Origin of the sequence: Salmonella sp. NW177 (genome assembly GCF_051811585.1) — a bacterium.
Classification (GTDB): domain Bacteria; phylum Pseudomonadota; class Gammaproteobacteria; order Enterobacterales; family Enterobacteriaceae; genus Salmonella; species Salmonella enterica.
Map to the genome: position 1 here is coordinate 1,231,182 of NZ_JAMMZV010000001.1, position 18,797 is coordinate 1,249,978.

Sequence of the window (18,797 nt, forward strand, 5' to 3'; positions counted from 1 at the left end):
ATTACTCTCCCAGGTGAGCTAACAAAGAATCCAGCCGCTGCTTTAACTCCGCCACTTCGCTTTCCAGCGCTTCGACGCGCGACTGAAGATCGCCCGACGCACTTTCCGGCGCAGACGTCTGGAGAGACAGTTCATCGACGTCGCCGCAAAAAAGGTGCATATAACGGCTTTCGCGCTTACCCGGTTCACGCGCCAGACGGACGACATACGGGCCGTCCTCACGACTGGCAAGCCGTTCCAGCGTGGATTCAACTTCCGCCATATCGCTGAATTCATGCATCCGCGACGCCCGGCTACGCAACTCGCCGGGCGTTTGCGCGCCGCGCAGCAGCAGCGTAGTGACAAGCGCCACTTCCGCCGCGCTAAGTTTCAGATCGCCAAATTCGGAATTACAGAAACGCTGTTCATATTTGGTGACGCGATTGCCAAACCCGCTGACCGTACGCAAAAAGTGGCGTTTCACCAGGTTATCGAGCTGTTCTTGTACCTCTTGTTCCGTCAGGTTCATCACCGGTTCACGGTTGGTTTTCTGATTACAGGCCGTCACCACGCCGTTGACGGAAAGCGGATACTGTTCCGGCGTTGTCACCTGCTTTTCCAGCAGACAGCCAATCACTCGCGCTTCAGTGGCGGTTAATTCATATTTCATCGTTTTCTCCCTTTGCCTCTCATTCCGTAAGCCGCTCAACGCCCCGGCGTCCATAACGGCGTGGTTAACGCCGTCAGGACATGGTCGCGCCATTGTCCATCAATCAACAGGTAATCTTTCGCATAGCCTTCTTTCTCAAAGCCAAGCCGCGCCAGCAACGCGCCGCTACGTTTGTTGTGCGGCATATAGTTCGCCATGATACGGTGGATATGCTGAGTGCGCTGCATATAGCGAATCGCAGCGGTTAAGGCTTCAAACATCAGCCCCTGCCCCTGCCACTTCTGCGCAATGGAATAGCCCAGATAACAGGCATGAAAAGAACCGCGCACCACATTGGAAAAATTCGCCACGCCGATAATTTCTTTTTCTTCCGGATCAAGTAGCGCGAAATAGAAGGCGGAGCCCTGTTTGTGAAATTCACCGATCATTCCCAGACGCGCCTGCCATCCTGAAGGATAACAATGACTTTCATCACGGACCGGTTCCCAGGGTTTTAAAAAATGACGATTTTCCGCGTAATAATCGGCCAGACGCCAGGCATCACGCTCATGCACTAAACGTACCACCAGACGATCGGTGGTTAAGCGCACTTTTGGCACGTTACTACGATAGCCAAACATTCTATACCTACTCCTTCCTGTAACGTCTTCAGCACGCCAGTAACATTACTATACCTGCGCAACCAGGCTCTGTGAAAAGCGCAAATCGTCATTTTTTGAATTGCTGCCACATTTTGATGAAAACTCTCGATTAAAAAGGACTTTTGATAAAAAAATATTGTCCCGCTAACGGTAGGAAAAAACGAAACGCCGCCGCAGAATAGAAGACGCTCATCTTTTATTTCCCGGGAGGGGAAATGTCGCGCGTCTCGCAGGCGAGGAACCTGGGTAAATATTTTCTTCTCATCGATAACATGTTAGTGGTGCTGGGTTTTTTCGTCGTCTTCCCGCTCATCTCTATTCGCTTTGTCGATCAAATGGGGTGGGCTGCCGTAATGGTAGGGATCGCGCTCGGCCTGCGCCAGTTTATTCAACAAGGTCTGGGCATTTTTGGCGGCGCCATCGCCGATCGCTTTGGCGCGAAACCGATGATTGTCACCGGTATGCTGATGCGCGCCGCAGGCTTTGCCACCATGGGTATCGCGCATGAGCCCTGGCTCTTGTGGTTTTCCTGCTTTCTTTCCGGTCTCGGCGGTACGCTTTTCGACCCGCCGCGTTCAGCGCTGGTGGTCAAATTAATTCGTCCGGAGCAACGGGGCCGCTTCTTCTCTCTGTTGATGATGCAGGACAGCGCGGGCGCGGTGATTGGCGCGCTGCTGGGAAGCTGGTTGCTACAATACGATTTTCGCCTGGTCTGCGCGACAGGCGCTATTTTGTTCATATTATGCGCCCTTTTCAATGCATGGCTGCTTCCGGCCTGGAAGCTATCAACGGTCAGAACGCCGGTGCGTGAAGGAATGCGCCGCGTCATGAGCGATAAAAGGTTTGTCACCTACGTGCTGACGCTGGCGGGCTACTATATGCTGGCGGTACAGGTCATGTTAATGCTGCCGATTATGGTAAACGATATCGCCGGTTCGCCTGCTGCCGTGAAATGGATGTACGCTATTGAGGCGTGTCTCTCGCTGACGTTGCTCTACCCGATTGCCCGCTGGAGCGAAAAGCGTTTTCGGCTGGAGCATCGGCTGATGGCCGGCTTGCTCGTCATGTCGCTGAGCATGCTCCCCATCGGGATGGTGGGCAATTTACAGCAGCTTTTTACGCTTATTTGCGCTTTCTACATCGGCTCGGTTATCGCCGAACCAGCGCGCGAAACGCTCAGCGCGTCGCTCGCGGACGCGAGGGCGCGGGGAAGCTATATGGGCTTTAGCCGTCTGGGATTAGCCATTGGCGGCGCGATTGGTTATATCGGCGGCGGCTGGTTGTTTGATATGGGTAAAGCGTTTGCGCAGCCTGAACTACCGTGGATGATGCTCGGTATTATCGGTTTCATCACCTTTTTGGCTTTAGGCTGGCAATTTAGTCATAAACGCACGCCGCGCCGGATGCTGGAACCCGGCGCCTGATTTGATACCTGTCGCTATCTCCTCCATACTGGTCAGATACCGACAGTCAAATGGAGGAGAAACGTGAAGCTTTATATTTACGATCATTGCCCTTTCTGCGTTAAAGCCCGCATGATTTTCGGCCTGAAGAACATCCCCGTTGAACTTAACGTGTTACAAAATGACGACGAGGCGACGCCCACCCGGATGATTGGTCAAAAGATGGTGCCCATCCTGCAAAAAGATGATAGTCGCTACCTTCCTGAAAGTATGGATATTGTACATTATGTCGACAACCTCGACGGCAAACCGCTGTTAACCGGGAAACGCAATCCAGCCATTGAAGAGTGGTTGCGCAAAGTTAACGGTTACGTTAATCAGCTACTGCTGCCGCGATTTGCAAAATCCGCTTTCGATGAATTTTCTACCCCTGCGGCGCGCCAGTATTTTATCCGCAAAAAAGAAGCCTCATCTGGCAGTTTTGACAACCATCTTGCGCACTCTGCCGGACTGATTAAAAAGATCGGCGATGATTTACGTTTGCTGGATAAACTCATCGTACAGCCTAACGCCGTTAACGGCGAATTATCGGAAGATGATATTCATCTGTTTCCGCTTCTGCGTAATCTGACGCTGGTCGCCGGTATTCACTGGCCGACAAAAGTCGCGGACTATCGCGATAATATGGCAAAGCAGACGCAAATTAATTTACTCTCCTCAATGGCTATCTAACGCCCGCCAGGCGGCAACCCTTTCTTGCCGCCTTTTTCAGCTTTTTCTAGTGGCGCCATGTCCGCTGGCGCGACATGCTGCTTTGTGTCAAGATTAGGGCACAGGCAACATGCTAAGGAACGCCATGAAAAAGTTTTTTTTTGCCGCTGCGCTGGTAGTTAGCGGCCTGTTAGTGGGTTGTAATCAACTTACGCAATACACCATTAGCGAACAAGAAATCAATCAAGCGCTTGAAAAACGGAATAATTTCTCAAAAGATATTGGTCTGCCCGGCATTGCCGACGCGCATATCGTATTGACTAACCTTGCCAGCCAGATTGGTCGGGAAGAGCCTAATAAAGTCACCCTTACTGGCGATGCCAGGCTGGATATGAATTCCCTGTTTGGCAGTCAAAAAGCGACGATGAAACTCAAGCTAAAAGCCCTGCCGGTCTTTGATAAAGAAAAAGGCGCCATCTATCTTCAGGAGATGGAAGTAGTAGATGCCACCGTGACGCCGGAGAAAATGCAATCGGTGCTACAAACGCTCCTGCCCTATTTAAATCAGTCTTTACGTAGCTACTTTAACCAGCGGCCCGCTTACGTGTTGCGTGAGGACAGCAGTAAAGGCGAAGCGTTAGCGAAGAAACTCGCGAAAGGCATTGAAGTTAAACCTGGTGAAATCGTTATTCCTTTCACCAATTGATTTCGGAGGGCGCGCTCGCGCCCTTTTTTTTACGTGCAAACGAAAACGTTTCCGCTTATCCTTTGTTTCCGGCAAAAAGACTATTCCTCAGCCGGAGCTTATTAATGACTGCACCATCCCTGGTTTTAAAGATCCGCCGCCCGGACGACTGGCACGTTCACCTTCGCGATGGCGACATGTTAAAAACGGTCGTACCCTATACCAGCGAAATTTATGGTCGCGCTATCGTGATGCCGAACCTGGCGTCCCCCATCACGACCGTTGATGCAGCGATCGCCTACCGCCAGCGTATTCTCGATGCGGTGCCCGCCGGGCATGATTTCACGCCGTTAATGACCTGCTATTTAACGGATTCGCTCGATGCCGATGAACTGGAGCGTGGTTTCCATGAAGGCGTGTTTACTGCGGCTAAGCTTTACCCGGCCAATGCCACCACTAACTCCAGTCATGGCGTAACGTCAGTCGACGCTATCATGCCGGTACTGGAGCGGATGGAAAAACTCGGAATGCCATTACTGATCCACGGTGAGGTGACCCATGCGGATGTTGATATCTTCGATCGCGAAGCGCGTTTTATCGACACCGTAATGGAACCGCTACGCCAGCGTCTGACCACGCTTAAAGTGGTCTTTGAGCACATCACGACCAAAGATGCCGCGCAGTATGTACGTGACGGCAACGACTACCTGGCGGCTACCATTACGCCTCAACATTTAATGTTTAACCGTAATGATATGCTGGTCGGCGGCATTCGTCCTCACCTGTACTGTCTGCCGATTCTGAAACGCAATATTCACCAGCAGGCGTTACGCGACCTGGTCGCCAGTGGTTTTACGCGCGCCTTCCTGGGGACGGATTCAGCGCCGCATTCACGTCATCGTAAAGAGACCAGTTGCGGCTGCGCCGGTTGTTTCAACGCCCCCTCCGCCCTTGGCAGTTATGCCGCCGTGTTTGAGGAAATGAACGCGCTGGCGCACTTTGAAGCGTTCTGTTCACTGAATGGCCCGCAATTCTATGGCCTGCCGGTGAATACGGGGTGGGTGGAACTGGTTCGCGATGAACAACAGGTACCGGAAAATATCGCGCTGGCTGATGATTCGCTGGTGCCTTTTTTAGCGGGTGAAACAGTACGCTGGTCAGTAAAAAAATAAAAAATGCGCTTACCTGTTGCTATATATTGGATTTAACTGTATATATATCCAGTATATTCAACAGGGGGCCATTATGCGTATTGAAGTCACTATAGCCAAAACGTCACCTCTGCCTGCCGGTGCGATTGATGCGCTGGCGGGCGAACTCTCCCGTCGTATTAGCCATCATTTTCCTGAGAACTTGGGTAACGTCACCGTGCGTTACGCTACCGCCAACAACTTGTCCGTCATTGGCGCATCAAAAGAGGACAAAGAACGCATTAGCGAGATTCTCCAGGAGACCTGGGAGAGCGCTGATGACTGGTTCATCAATGAATAAAAAATGATATGCAGTGATGTATGTTTGCCGGGTCGCCCCGGCTTTTTTATTTGCGCAACTGATGAATATTTCACCTGACCGTCAAAATAATTGCACAACATCCTAAAAAAATATGAATGAACTGCCGCTTTATTGTTCATATAATTCTTAAAAAGAGAAATTTATCCTCCGGTCTCTTTAAAAACGCAGTGAATAGCCTTATTAATTGGTATACTGAAGTTGCTTCAGAAGAAAAACACGCATTGAACCTCGAGAACCGTTGTCTTATAACACGTACCAGGGGGGCATGATGGAAAAGAATAATGAAGTCATTCAGACCCATCCGCTTGTAGGATGGGACATCAGCACCGTCGATAGCTATGACGCGCTGATGCTGCGTTTACACTACCAGACCCCAAATCGTCCGGAACCGGAAGGGACTGAAGTTGGTCAAACGCTCTGGTTAACAACAGATGTAGCCAGGCAATTTATTTCAATATTAGAAGCCGGCATCGCCAAAATAGAATCAGGTGATTACCAGGAAAACGAGTATCGTCGCCATTAGCGTGACGCGCTCCCCCTCTCTCAGGCACCGTAAGGTGCCTCACTTATTTCTGGCTTGTATATCTCAGCGCAGTTATTTACCCTGAAATCATCGCGATAGCAGAGAGAAGCTGATGAAATACGACCTTATTATTATCGGCAGCGGTTCGGTTGGCGCCGCCGCTGGTTATTACGCCACCCGCGCCGGGCTAAAGGTCCTGATGACCGATGCGCATATGCCGCCTCATCAACAGGGCAGCCACCACGGCGATACCCGACTTATCCGCCACGCTTATGGTGAAGGCGAAAAATATGTCCCGCTGGTGCTTCGCGCCCAGACGCTTTGGGATGAACTCTCCACACACAATGAAGAGCCTATTTTTGTCCGCTCCGGCGTCGTCAACCTCGGCCCGGCCGATTCCGCTTTCTTAGCCAACGTCGCACGAAGCGCGCAACAGTGGCAATTGAACGTCGAGCGCCTGGACGCGACGGCCCTCATGACGCGCTGGCCGGAAATTCGCGTGCCCGATAATTATATCGGGCTGTTTGAAGCTGACTCCGGTTTCCTGCGCAGCGAATTAGCCATTACCACATGGCTTCGTCTGGCTCGAGAGGCTGGCTGCGCACAGCTATTCAACAGCCAGGTAAGCCATATTCATCATGATGATAACGGTGTGACGATAGAGACGAGTGAAGGCAGCTACCACGCCAGCAAGGCGCTGATTAGCGCGGGCACCTGGGTAAAAGCGCTGGTACCGGAGCTGCCCGTTCAGCCCGTACGTAAAGTTTTTGCCTGGTTTAAGGCGGATGGACGTTACAGCACTAAAAACCGCTTTCCGGCCTTTACCGGCGAAATGCCCAACGGCGATCAATATTACGGCTTCCCGGCGGAGAACGACGAGTTAAAAATCGGCAAACACAATGGCGGACAGCGAATACAGGCTCCGGAAGAGCGCAAGCCCTTTGCCGCCGTTGCCAGCGATGGCGCGGAAGCATTTCCTTTCCTGCGTAACGTACTGCCGGGTATCGGCGGTTGTTTACATGGGGCGGCATGTACCTATGATAATTCGCCGGACGAGGATTTTATTATCGATACGCTGCCTGGCCATGAGAACACGCTTGTCATCACTGGACTCAGCGGACATGGTTTTAAATTCGCCCCGGTGTTAGGAGAAATCGCTACGGATTTTGCGTTGGGAAAAACGCCCTCCTTTGATCTGACGCCGTTCCGGCTTTCCCGTTTTAGCCAATAATTTGTCGGCCCCGTAAAGGGGCTGTTTATTAAGGTAAGCTATGCGCCGTCTCTTTCATTTTCTGATGAATAATATTCGCGAACATTTCATGCTTTACGTTATTCTTTGGTCGCTGCTGGCGGTGATGGATATTGTTTATCTCCTTTTCTTCTGATTGCTTTCCATTGACGTTAACTGACACTTCCTGAAAGTTCCTCACTTTTTATTTCATAACGTTGAAGCACGGCAATAATGTCAGTTCCTGCCGTTGTGCGGTTATCAGGGGGAAATATCTCGAAACTTCTGAAGCTGAACCGCAAACAACATCAAAATTATTGAAATAAAAATAAATATCATTCAAATTCTTATTTATAAGTTGCATTCGGCGCTTTTCCACGCCATTTTCATTCTCTCGTGAAATATTCGTTGGTGTGTTTATGCAATTTAAAAATACTCCACAGCGTTATGGCGTGATTTCCGCCGCGCTCCACTGGCTGACCGCCCTGGTGGTCTATGGCATGTTTGCGTTGGGCTTATGGATGGTCACGCTAAGTTATTACGACGGCTGGTATCACCAGGCACCGGAAATGCATAAAAGTATTGGCATATTACTGATGATGGCGCTGATCGTGCGTATTATCTGGCGGCTTTATTCTCCGCCGCCCGTTGCGTTGACCAGCTATTCCCGTTTAACGCGCGCTGGCGCCGCCGCGGGTCATCTCCTCCTGTATCTCCTGCTCTTTGCGATAATCATTAGCGGCTACCTGATTTCCACCGCCGATGGTAAACCGATTAGCGTCTTTGGCTGGTTTGAGATTCCGGCCACGCTTACGGACGCGGGCGCGCAGGCTGACATCGCCGGAACGCTGCATCTGTGGTTTGCCTGGTCGCTGGTCATTATCTCGCTCTCGCATGGGGTTATGGCGCTAAAACACCATTTCATCGATAAAGACGACACTCTGAAACGTATGACAGGAATGTCGTCATCTGACTATGGAGCTCAAAAATGAAAAAAAACCTGCTGGGATTCACCCTCGCATCCTTGTTATTCACGACCGGTTCCGCCGTGGCGGCGGAGTATAAAATTGATAAAGAAGGCCAACATGCGTTCGTCAATTTCCGCATTCAGCATCTGGGCTACAGCTGGCTATACGGCACCTTTAAAGATTTCGACGGCACGTTCACTTTTGACGAAAAAAATCCGTCGGCAGACAAAGTGAACGTGACCATTAACACCAATAGCGTCGACACTAACCATGCCGAACGTGACAAACACCTGCGTAGCGCGGAATTTCTTAATGTTGCGAAATTCCCTCAGGCAACCTTCACCTCTACCAGCGTGAAAAAAGAGGGCGATGAACTGGATATTACCGGCAATCTGACGCTCAATGGCGTGACTAAACCGGTGACGCTGGAAGCGAAGCTGATGGGCCAGGGCGACGATCCGTGGGGCGGTAAGCGCGCGGGCTTTGAGGCCGAAGGAAAAATTAAGCTGAAGGATTTCAATATAACTACCGATCTCGGCCCGGCCTCACAAGAGGTTGAGCTTATCATCTCAGTAGAAGGCGTTCAGCAGAAGTAACGCCTGGCGAAATGCCGGATAGCGGCCTTTACGCCGCTATCCGGAAAAATATTACTCAGCCGGATCGGGAATGCTCAGTTTGCTATTAAGCCGACCACGCGATTTATTAAAAATTTTGTTGCCGTTCTCACGACCCGCGCGACGTCGGCGCTGTTCTTCCTCCGGCAAGGCCAACTCTTCACAGCATTGTTCACTACAGCAGCCGTTAAATTTACTGGCGCACTGCGGACACTGGATAAACAGCAGATGGCAACCGTCATTTTTGCAGTTGGTATGGCTATCGCAGGGCGCGCCGCACTGATGGCAATGCGCGATAACCTCATCCGAGATTCGTTCGCCCATTCGCTCATCAAATACAAAGTTTTTGCCGATAAAGCGAACGGGAAGCCCCTGCTCGCGCGCGCGACGGGCGTACTCAATGATGCCACCCTCAATATGCCAGACTTTATTGAAACCGTTGTGTTTCATCCAGGCGCTGGCTTTCTCACAACGAATACCGCCGGTACAGTACATCACTATCTTTTTATCTGCATGTTCCCGCAGCATTTCAACCGCTTTTGGCAACTGTTCACGAAACGTATCCGCCGGGATTTCCAGAGCATTTTCGAAATGGCCGACTTCATACTCATAGTGGTTGCGCATATCAATAAAGACCGCGTCAGGATCGTCCAGCATCGCATTCACATCTGCCGCCTTCAGATAATCGCCGACATTACTGGCGTCAAAAGTCGGATCGTCAATACCGTCAGCAACGATACGGTCGCGAACTTTCATACGCAGCACCCAAAATGACTTTCCGTCATCCTCCAGCGCGATATTTAAACGCAGCCCGTCCAGCGCGGGATCGAACGTATAAAGCTGTTGACGAAAGGTCTCGACCTTGCTTTGCGGCACGCTGATTTGCGCATTGATGCCCTCATGCGCCAGGTAAACGCGACCAAAAACGTCCAACGCCGTAAACACCTGATACAACGCGTCCCGCGTCTGTTGCGGCGAGGCGATAGTGAAATATTTATAAAAAGAAATTGTCGTACGCGGCTCGCTTTCCGCCAGCATTTTGGCTTTCAGCTCGTCATTAGAGATGCGGTTGTGTAACACTGGCATGGTGTACGTATCCTGCAATCAGCAAAAAATAAAGTGGGCAGGCATGATAAGGCAAGTCTCGCCAATTTACATCCACACATTTTGCGCTACATTTCCTGCTTTACACTAAATAATTAACAACAATTGTCGATTTAATCGCCACTCTCCTGCTACATATTTTTGCTCAACGCAAAAAGATGCGAGAATACGGGGAATTGTTCGTTGAAAGACAGGATAGAAATGACGAAGTTGCCTAAGTTCTCCGTGGCCTTACTGCACCCGCGCTATTGGTTAACCTGGTTGGGTATAGGCGCGCTTTGGTTGGTCGTGCAACTCCCCTACCCGGTCATCTATAAATTGGGTTGCGCATTGGGCCACCTGGCGCGACGCGTAATGAAACGCCGCGCGAAAATCGCCTATCGCAACCTTGAATTATGCTTTCCGGAAATGACCGCGCAGGAACGCCACACCATGGTGGTCAAAAACTTTGAATCCGTCGGTATGGGCGTGATGGAAACCGGCATGGCCTGGTTCTGGCCCGATCGGCGAGTGAACCGCTGGATGGAAGCGAGCGGTCTGGAGCATATCCGTGAAGTTAAAGCGCAGGGGCTGGGGTTCATTCTGGTAGGAATACATTTCCTTACCCTTGAGTTTGGCGCCCGCATGTTTGGTATGCATAACCCGGGGATCGGAGTTTATCGCCCGAATGATAATCCGTTGCTCGACTGGTTACAGACCTGGGGACGCTTACGTTCCAATAAATCAATGTTGGATCGCAAAGATCTGAAAGGCATGGTTAAGGCATTGAAAAGCGGCGAATTGATCTGGTATGCGCCGGATCACGATTACGGCCCGCGCGCCAGCGTTTTTGTACCATTATTCGCCGTCGACCAGGCCGCTACGACCTCCGGTACCTGGATGCTCGCGCGCATGTCTAAAGCCTGTATTATCCCCTTCGTGCCTCGCCGTAAACCCGACGGGAAAGGCTACGAACTGATCATTCTTCCTGCGGAATATTCGCCTCCGCTGGAGAGCGCAGAAGCGACTGCCGCATGGATGAATAAGATTGTTGAGCAGTGCATTATGATGGCGCCAGAGCAGTATATGTGGCTGCATCGCCGCTTTAAAACTCGCCCTGAAGGCGTACCGTCGCGCTATTGACAGGATTGCAGCCGTCAGGCTGCAATTTTTCCCCTCTTTTAGCTTTAAAAGCTCCCCACATTGCGAGGCTGGTAAGGTCGGCGCATAATTATAATTAGTACGCTCATAATTAAATTGATGATAGCGCAAACCGCGCATCATACTGTGGAACGCTATGTCACCCTCTGATGTCCCCATAAACTGGAAACGCAATCTAACCGTTACCTGGCTGGGCTGTTTTTTAACCGGCGCGGCATTCAGTCTGGTCATGCCTTTTCTCCCTCTCTACGTTGAGCAACTCGGCGTAACAGGCCATAGCGCGCTCAACATGTGGTCCGGGCTGGTCTTTAGTATTACGTTCCTCTTTTCAGCTATCGCTTCCCCTTTTTGGGGCGGCCTGGCGGATCGTAAAGGGCGTAAGATCATGCTGTTGCGTTCCGCTCTCGGCATGGCCATTGTGATGCTGTTAATGGGCATGGCGCAAAATATCTGGCAATTTCTGATCCTCCGCGCGTTATTAGGCCTGCTGGGCGGATTTATTCCCAACGCCAATGCGCTCATCGCCACTCAGGTGCCGCGCCATAAAAGCGGCTGGGCGTTAGGGACGCTCTCTACTGGCGGCGTCAGCGGCGCTCTGCTTGGCCCACTTGCGGGCGGTCTGCTCGCCGACCATTACGGCCTTCGCCCGGTCTTTTTTATTACCGCTAGCGTTTTGTTTATCTGTTTTCTGCTCACCTTCTTTTTTATTCGCGAGAATTTCCTGCCGGTGAGCAAAAAAGAGATGCTTCACGTTCGGGAAGTGGTCGCCTCGTTAAAAAATCCCCGCCTGGTGTTAAGCCTGTTTGTCACCACGCTGATTATTCAGGTGGCGACGGGGTCTATTGCGCCCATCCTGACGCTCTATGTGCGCGAACTCGCGGGAAATGTCAGTAATATTGCGTTCATTAGCGGGATGATAGCGTCCGTTCCCGGCGTGGCGGCATTACTTAGCGCCCCCCGGCTCGGCAAGCTTGGCGACAGAATTGGCCCGGAAAAGATTCTTATCGTCGCGCTGATTATTTCCGTACTGCTGCTGATTCCAATGTCTTTTGTGCAAACGCCGTGGCAGCTCGCGCTATTGCGGTTTCTGCTTGGCGCGGCGGATGGCGCGCTGCTGCCAGCCGTTCAAACTCTGCTGGTTTACAACTCTACCAACCAGATAGCCGGGCGCATATTCAGTTACAACCAATCTTTCCGCGATATCGGCAACGTCACCGGCCCTCTCATGGGCGCCGCAATTTCCGCGAGCTATGGCTTCCGCGCCGTATTCTGCGTCACGGCAGGCGTGGTGTTGTTCAATGCTATCTATTCATGGAACAGCTTACGACGGCGCAGACTGGCAATAGAATAATTTTTGCGCTTTCATACTTGCAATATTACAGAATCAGCTATTCTTTCCCTAAATACCTCATCAAATCAAAGGGAGACACTGATGACCATGTATGCCACGCTGGAAGAAGCTATCGATGCAGCCCGGGAAGAATTTCTGGCTGACCATCCAGGCCTCGAACAAGACGAAGCGAATGTGCAGCAGTTCAACGTTCAGAAATATGTACTGCAGGATGGGGACATCATGTGGCAGGTCGAATTTTTCGCCGATGAAGGTGAAGATGGCGAATGTCTGCCGATGCTGAGTGGTGAAGCCGCGCAGAGCGTGTTTGACGGCGATTATGATGAGATAGAGATCCGCCAGGAGTGGCAGGAAGAGAATACTTTGCATGAATGGGATGAAGGGGAATTCCAGCTTGAACCCCCGCTTGATACCGAGGAAAGCCGTACTGCGGCAGACGAATGGGATGAGCGTTAATTACTCATAAGGCCCGTGGTGAATATCGAGCGGCAGTAGCAGTGTATCGAAGATCAGTGAGAAGGGCAGATCGAGGATAGTGATATAGCGCCATGCGGAATCACGCATATCCCACTGCACGCCAGGGTAATACTGGTTGCCGTGTCCTTGTCCGGGGATCGTTCTGCTGATAATACTGCCGCAGCCGCTCAGGGTAATCACCATTATGCTCACCGCGAATATACGCACCTGATACCTCATTTCACTATAAAAATACCGGCATCACGCCGGTATTTTTCACCTCACTCCAGACCTGAAGACCTTATCTCGCTGACGATGTTCGTCCCTGCAACGCCTGCGGATTCAGGACGAGAGACTGATAATGGTTTACCCAGGAAGAGTATCTCTCTGGCGCATTCCAGACCCGATAGTGTAAACGCGCCATCGTCACCGGATCGCTGAGCAAAACCAGACGCCGATCGCGGTTCAGTTTCTCCGGCGTTTCGTTTAGCGCCTGCTCCACATGACGATCGCGGGCTATTTCCAGTACCTTACTGGCGCGGTGACGCGCAGTGGCCATCGCGGTCGCCAGCGCATTAAGCGACGGGTTAAATACCGCATGCATAAAGCCATCGTCCAGAATACGGCGGCGATTCATCTCCAGATATTTATCGGTATCGACCAACACCTGAGGCGGCGAATACTCTTCCGGGATCAGGAACAGCTTCCAGCGTTTGGTGCGTAATCCTACCGTTGAACGACTAGAGATCACCGAAACAAATGGCGACAGAATCAGCGAAAAGACAATCGGCGCCAGCCAGAATAGAAAGCGTAAATCCAGCCACGCCATACCCACCGCCCAGACCAGCCCCAGCAGCAGTTGAGAGCCGTGACGCATAAAGGCTTCTCCCCACGGCGTAGAATCATCGTCGCGTTGCGGTGAGTTCCAGACCACTTCCCAGCCGAGGAACGCGCTGACCACAAACACGGTATGAAACAGCATACGCACCGGCGCCAGCAACACGGAGAACAGCACTTCCAGCAACAGCGACAGCGTAACGCGCCAGAAACCGCCATACTCTTTGGTGCCTTTACACCAGATCAGCATAATACTGAGCAGCTTCGGCAGGAACAGCAGCACCATCGTTGACGCAAACAGCGCGATTGCCAGTTCCGGACGCCACTGCGGCCAGACCGGAAAAAGCTGGCGCGGCTGAAGGAAATATTGCGGCTCTGTTAACGCATGAACGACCTGCAGCGCGGTAGAAAGCGCGAGGAACATGAACCATAACGGCGCGGACAGATATGACATTACCCCCGTCAGGAACACGGCGCGATGCACCGGGTGCATTCCTTTCACCAGGAACAGACGAAAGTTCATCAGGTTGCCGTGACACCAGCGGCGGTCGCGTTTAAGCTCATCCAGCAGGTTTGGTGGCAGTTCTTCATAGGAACCGGGGAGATCGTAGGCAATCCAGACGCCCCACCCTGCCCGACGCATTAGCGCCGCCTCCACAAAGTCGTGGGAAAGAATCGATCCGGCGAACGAACCTTCTCCCGGCAGCGGCGCCAGAGCGCAGTGCTCGATAAACGGCTTCACGCGGATAATGGCATTGTGCCCCCAGTAGTGCGACTCCCCCAACTGCCAGAAGTGCAGCCCGGCGGTAAACAGCGGTCCATAAACACGGGTCGCGAACTGTTGGCAGCGGGCATACAGAGTATCCATCCCCGACGCTTTCGGCGAAGACTGGATAATCCCGGCGTTTGGATTCGCTTCCATCAGGCGCACCAGACCGCTCAGACACTCGCCGCTCATCACTGAGTCCGCGTCCAGCACCACCATATAGCTGTACTGATTGCCCCAGCGGCGGCAAAAATCGTCAATATTGCCGCTTTTGCGTTTCATACGGCGGCGGCGGCGACGGTAAAAAATTTGGCCTTCGCCCTGCACTTCCGCAATAAGCTCCATCCACGCCTTTTGCTCCGCCACGCAGATATCCGGGTTGTAACTGTCGCTAAGGATATAGACGTCAAAATGCGCGGCGTTGCCTGTGGCTTTAACGGACTCCCAGGTCGCGCGCAGACCGGCGAAAACGCGGCTAACATCTTCATTACAGATAGGCATGATCAGCGCCGTCCGGTGTTCCGGATTGAGGGGCTCATCGCCAACCGTAGACGCGGAGATGCTGTACTTATCGCGCCCGATAAGCAGTTGCAGGAAGCCCATCAGCGCCGTCCAGAATCCGGCTGACACCCAGCAGAACAGCACGGCAAACAAAATCAGGATACCGGTTTGCAGCATGTAGGGCAGGAGCTGCATAAAGGAGACCCAAATATCCTGCCCCACCATATCCATAGGATTGATGAGCGCCCATCCCTGATAAGGCAGAATGGTCTTCATATACCAGGTCGCGACGACGGTTTGCGCCAGAGTCAAAATTAACAAAATATAGCGGCGTATAGTGCCGACGGTACGCCATTTTTGCTCGCTCGCCTGCTCTTCTTTTGTCAGACGAGAAACATAGCGCGGCGTTACATCCCGCCCACGCAGACGATCCCAGAAACGTCCAACCGGGTTGGTTCGCCAGGGATCGGGAAACATCGAAGAGCGCGTCGCTTTTGGCATAGCCTGCAACTGATCGCGCCCTTCATCATCTTTAATTAACTGCCCCTTCGCCAATGAATCCGGCCAGGCGTGTTCAAGGCGGGCTTTTACGGAACCCTGCGGTGAATCGTCTTCTCGCGAGTAAGTCCGATGCTCGGCATCCAGCGCCTGATGTACGGCGCGGATGTCAGTTTTCGGCAATGCCGCTTTCTCACGTTCAGAAAGCAGCAGTGCGTCAATATACTCAGTTGTTTTATTCATTGGCAGGTAACTGGTAGCTCCAGGTTTCACTTAGCGTCTGATCGGCATTCACCAATGCGGCACGCATTTCCGTGGTTTTCTTCGCGTCTTTGACTTTCACGCGCAGCATTAAACGCCAGCCTTTAGTGACTGGGTTATAGCGTACATTACTGTCAACGATTTCACCGTTATCGCCAATGCTGGTTTGCGCAGCGACGGGCGTATCCGGCGGCAGTTTTTTCATGTCGGCGCCAACGAAATCCACCACAAAGGCAATAGTGCCGTCGGGCTGGCGAATCAGATTTGACTGTTTAACGTCGCCCGTTGAGCGGCGTGTTTGCAGCACCCAGGCATTATCCGGCGCATGAAGTTTATCTTCATCGCGGCTGAAGGTCAGAGTGTACTTGAAGTTCATCTCTTTACCCGGTTCCGGCAGTTGATCCGGAGTCCAGTAAGCGACGATGTTATCGTTGGTTTCATCATTGGTCGGAATTTCAACCAGTTCAACCTTACCTTTGCCCCAGTCGCCTTTCGGGGTAATCCAGGCGCTTGGACGCAGGTCGTAGCGATCGTCTAAATCTTCAAAGCGCGAGAACTCGCGACCACGCTGCAACAGGCCGAATCCCTGAGGGTTTTCCATCGCATAGCTGCTCACAGCGAGGTGTTTTGGATTGTTCAGCGGACGCCAAATCCACTCGCCATTACCCGCATGAATGGATAAGCCGTTCGAGTCATGCAGTTCCGGACGATAGTTGGTCGTCGGCGACGGCTGGTTTGGCCCAAACAGGAACATACTGGTTAATGGCGCAACGCCCAGCTTGCCTACTTTATCGCGCAGATAGACTTTTGACTGCACGTCCACCACGGTATCGCGGCCAGGAATGATCACAAAACGGTAAGCGCCGGTCGCGCGCGGAGAATCGAGTAATGCATAGACGGTCAAACGCTTATCGGTGGGTTTTGGACGCTCAATCCAGAACTCGCGAAAGCGGGGAAACTCTTCACCAGATGGTAAGGCGGTATCAATCGCCAGGCCGCGCGCAGATAAGCCATATACCTGGCCTGCGCCGATAACACGGAAATAGCTGGCGCCAAGCATACTGACGATTTCGTCGTTCTTATCTTTACTGTTGATGGGGTACAGTACTTTGAACCCGGCGAAGCCTAAATCTTTTACCGTGTCTTTATCGTGCTGAACATTGCCAAAATTGAAGTAATCCGGGCTGTATTTGATTCTTTTGACCGTCGTCGCCGTCACTTCGTTAATCTTGACCGGCGTATCGAAGTACATCCCCTGATGGTAAAATTCGAGCTTAAAAGGGGTCTTTAAGTTGTTCCAGTAGGCTTTATCGCTGTTAAACTGGATCTGCTGATAATCCGCATATTTCATGTCGCGGAAAACGGAGGGCAAGTTGCTTTTAGGCGCCTCATAGCCTTTCCCGGCTAAAGATTGAGCTTGTTTTGCCACGTCATCAATACTGAACGCCCAGCTCGATGATGCGTAAAGCGTTAACATAATAGCTGCGCCCAACCAACGCATTTTCATCATTTGTCGTTTATGTTTCATAATAAGTAAGCACTTCCCCCTTTGTGTGCTTATATCGATCCGATCCATTTTAATGGATAATCAGGCATTACGACAACTGAATCCAGGCTTTGTTCAGCGCGCTGGCTCATGGATTAAGCACCTCCCGCGCCTGTTTTCACTTTGCGTGCTTATCCTGGAGACAGGTTGTCGGAGTTGGTGTAGGGTTGCTACCGAATGTAACTATAATTCGCCTTATGGATAAGGTGAAAAATCTGAGAATACGTGACCTTATATGAGCTCTGTACCCGCGCCGCGTGAATATTTTCTTGACTCTATCCGCGCATGGTTGATGTTGTTAGGGATTCCCTTTCATATCTCGTTGATCTATTCCACTCACAGTTGGCATGTCAATAGCGCCACGCCATCGTGGTGGCTAACTCTGTTTAACGATTTTATCCACGCTTTTCGTATGCAGGTATTTTTTGTTATTTCTGGTTATTTTTCGTACATGTTGTTTTTACGTTATCCGTTAAAACGCTGGTGGAAAGTACGGGTAGAACGTGTGGGTATTCCCATGCTTACCGCAATCCCTTTGCTTACCTTGCCGCAATTTATCCTGTTGCAATATGTCAAAGAGAAAACAGAGAACTGGCCTACACTCTCTGCCTATGAAAAATATAATACGTTAGCGTGGGAACTCATTTCACATCTGTGGTTTTTACTGGTGCTGGTGATATTAACCACAGTCAGCATCGGGATTTTTACCTGGTTCCAAAAAAGGCAGGAAACAAGCAAGCCTCGTCCCGCCGCTATTTCACTGGCCAGGCTTTCGCTTATTTTTTTCCTGCTGGGGATGGCTTACGCCGCTATCAGGCGCATTATTTTCATCGTATATCCGGCAATCCTCAGTGACGGCATGTTCAATTTTATTGTGATGCAAACGCTATTTTATGTGCCGTTTTTTATTCTCGGCGCGTTGGCCTTCATTCACCCCGATCTGAAAGCGCGCTTCACCACGCCCTCACGCGGATGCACTTTAGGCGCTGCCGTTGCTTTTATCGCGTATCTGCTGAATCAACGTTATGGGAGCGGCGACGCCTGGATGTACGAAACCGAATCCGTGATTACGATGGTAATGGGGCTGTGGATGGTGAACGTGGTATTCTCACTGGGGCATCGCTTGTTAAACTTCCAGTCCGCGCGTGTCACCTATTTCGTGAATGCTTCGCTGTTTATCTATCTGGTGCATCATCCCTTAACGCTTTTCTTTGGCGCGTATATTACGCCGCATATCTCCTCCAACCTGATCGGGTTCTTGTGCGGGCTGATATTTGTTATGGGTATTGCGTTAATTCTGTATGAAATTCATTTACGCATCCCGCTTCTGAAATTTCTCTTTTCAGGTAAACCGCCGGTAAAACAAGAAAGCCGCGCCGCGATCGGGTAGTTTTCCGCGCGCG

The 18,797-nt window shown here is 51.5% G+C and carries 20 protein-coding genes; 14 read left to right on the forward strand and 6 right to left on the reverse strand.

All coding sequences use genetic code 11. From position 1 onward, the window contains the following. Position 1 precedes the first annotated feature (1 nt). Together NA986_RS06475 and rimJ are read right to left on the reverse strand one after the other, a co-directional pair. A complete protein-coding gene (locus NA986_RS06475) occupies positions 2-649 on the reverse strand; it encodes a YceH family protein (protein WP_000873047.1) in 648 nt (215 codons plus the stop codon). Positions 650-684: 35 nt separating this feature from the next. After that, positions 685-1,269 carry a ribosomal protein S5-alanine N-acetyltransferase gene (rimJ, locus tag NA986_RS06480; protein ID WP_000468204.1) on the reverse strand — a complete coding sequence of 195 codons (585 nt, stop codon included), beginning with the start codon at positions 1,267-1,269 and terminating at the stop codon, positions 685-687. A gap of 236 nt (positions 1,270-1,505) precedes the next feature. Between rimJ and mdtH the strand changes: the two genes are divergently transcribed. The 10 genes from mdtH (at position 1,506) to NA986_RS06530 (ending at position 8,916) form a co-directional block, all read left to right on the forward strand. Then, a complete protein-coding gene (gene mdtH / locus NA986_RS06485; protein WP_000092177.1) occupies positions 1,506-2,714 on the forward strand; it encodes a multidrug efflux MFS transporter MdtH in 1,209 nt (402 codons plus the stop codon). A gap of 63 nt (positions 2,715-2,777) precedes the next feature. Beyond that, complete coding sequence (gene grxB / locus NA986_RS06490; RefSeq protein WP_000780893.1) at positions 2,778-3,425, forward strand: glutaredoxin 2; 648 nt, start codon at positions 2,778-2,780, stop codon at positions 3,423-3,425. A gap of 124 nt (positions 3,426-3,549) precedes the next feature. Next, the gene (locus NA986_RS06495; RefSeq protein ID WP_000713054.1) at positions 3,550-4,110 is read left to right on the forward strand and encodes a lipoprotein; all 561 of its coding nucleotides are present in this window, start codon (positions 3,550-3,552) and stop codon (positions 4,108-4,110) included. Positions 4,111-4,214: 104 nt separating this feature from the next. Beyond that, positions 4,215-5,261, forward strand: coding sequence for a dihydroorotase (pyrC, locus tag NA986_RS06500; RefSeq protein WP_070793863.1), 1,047 nt, complete (start codon positions 4,215-4,217; stop codon positions 5,259-5,261). A gap of 73 nt (positions 5,262-5,334) precedes the next feature. After that, positions 5,335-5,580 (forward strand): DNA damage-inducible protein I, encoded by a 246-nt coding sequence (gene dinI, locus NA986_RS06505; protein WP_001217763.1) that lies wholly within the window; start codon positions 5,335-5,337, stop codon positions 5,578-5,580. A 289-nt stretch (positions 5,581-5,869) separates the two neighbouring features. Further along, the gene (gene bssS, locus NA986_RS06510; protein WP_000414441.1) at positions 5,870-6,124 is read left to right on the forward strand and encodes a biofilm formation regulator BssS; all 255 of its coding nucleotides are present in this window, start codon (positions 5,870-5,872) and stop codon (positions 6,122-6,124) included. Positions 6,125-6,236: 112 nt separating this feature from the next. Beyond that, on the forward strand, positions 6,237-7,355 hold the full coding sequence (solA, locus tag NA986_RS06515; protein WP_023216567.1) for an N-methyl-L-tryptophan oxidase: 1,119 nt from the start codon (positions 6,237-6,239) through the stop codon (positions 7,353-7,355). 40 nt (positions 7,356-7,395) lie between these two features. After that, a complete protein-coding gene (locus tag NA986_RS06520) occupies positions 7,396-7,509 on the forward strand; it encodes a YceO family protein (RefSeq protein WP_001253282.1) in 114 nt (37 codons plus the stop codon). 262 nt (positions 7,510-7,771) lie between these two features. Next, a complete protein-coding gene (locus NA986_RS06525; protein ID WP_001159776.1) occupies positions 7,772-8,344 on the forward strand; it encodes a cytochrome b in 573 nt (190 codons plus the stop codon). Beyond that, positions 8,341-8,916, forward strand: coding sequence for a YceI family protein (locus tag NA986_RS06530; protein WP_000739886.1), 576 nt, complete (start codon positions 8,341-8,343; stop codon positions 8,914-8,916). The genes NA986_RS06525 and NA986_RS06530 overlap by 4 nt, the downstream gene beginning before the upstream one ends. Before the next feature lie 51 nt (positions 8,917-8,967). On the opposite strand, the gene trhO is transcribed toward NA986_RS06530, so the two are convergent. Continuing rightward, positions 8,968-10,020, reverse strand: coding sequence for an oxygen-dependent tRNA uridine(34) hydroxylase TrhO (gene trhO / locus NA986_RS06535; RefSeq protein ID WP_001144637.1), 1,053 nt, complete (start codon positions 10,018-10,020; stop codon positions 8,968-8,970). Positions 10,021-10,239: 219 nt separating this feature from the next. Between trhO and NA986_RS06540 the strand changes: the two genes are divergently transcribed. The 3 genes from NA986_RS06540 (at position 10,240) to NA986_RS06550 (ending at position 12,985) form a co-directional block, all read left to right on the forward strand. Beyond that, a complete protein-coding gene (locus NA986_RS06540; protein ID WP_000163977.1) occupies positions 10,240-11,160 on the forward strand; it encodes a Kdo(2)-lipid IV(A) acyltransferase in 921 nt (306 codons plus the stop codon). 154 nt (positions 11,161-11,314) lie between these two features. Continuing rightward, positions 11,315-12,529, forward strand: coding sequence for a multidrug efflux MFS transporter MdtG (gene mdtG / locus NA986_RS06545; protein ID WP_000075053.1), 1,215 nt, complete (start codon positions 11,315-11,317; stop codon positions 12,527-12,529). A gap of 81 nt (positions 12,530-12,610) precedes the next feature. Then, positions 12,611-12,985: a MysB family protein gene (locus NA986_RS06550; protein ID WP_023216568.1), complete on the forward strand. Its 375-nt coding sequence runs from the start codon at positions 12,611-12,613 to the stop codon at positions 12,983-12,985. Here NA986_RS06550 and NA986_RS06555 read toward each other — a convergent pair whose 3' ends face one another. The 3 genes from NA986_RS06555 to mdoG all read right to left on the reverse strand — a co-directional run bounded on the left by NA986_RS06555 (position 12,986) and on the right by mdoG (position 17,358). Further along, positions 12,986-13,213: a YceK/YidQ family lipoprotein gene (locus tag NA986_RS06555; protein WP_001217832.1), complete on the reverse strand. Its 228-nt coding sequence runs from the start codon at positions 13,211-13,213 to the stop codon at positions 12,986-12,988. 73 nt (positions 13,214-13,286) lie between these two features. After that, a complete protein-coding gene (gene mdoH / locus NA986_RS06560) occupies positions 13,287-15,830 on the reverse strand; it encodes a glucans biosynthesis glucosyltransferase MdoH (RefSeq protein WP_001044610.1) in 2,544 nt (847 codons plus the stop codon). Continuing rightward, on the reverse strand, positions 15,823-17,358 hold the full coding sequence (gene mdoG / locus NA986_RS06565; protein WP_001562609.1) for a glucans biosynthesis protein MdoG: 1,536 nt from the start codon (positions 17,356-17,358) through the stop codon (positions 15,823-15,825). Before mdoG ends, mdoH begins: the two co-directional genes overlap by 8 nt. Before the next feature lie 271 nt (positions 17,359-17,629). On the opposite strand from mdoG, the gene mdoC reads away from it, so the two are divergent. Beyond that, positions 17,630-18,784: a glucans biosynthesis protein MdoC gene (gene mdoC, locus NA986_RS06570; RefSeq protein ID WP_000100069.1), complete on the forward strand. Its 1,155-nt coding sequence runs from the start codon at positions 17,630-17,632 to the stop codon at positions 18,782-18,784. The last annotated feature ends 13 nt before the right edge of the window (positions 18,785-18,797 follow it).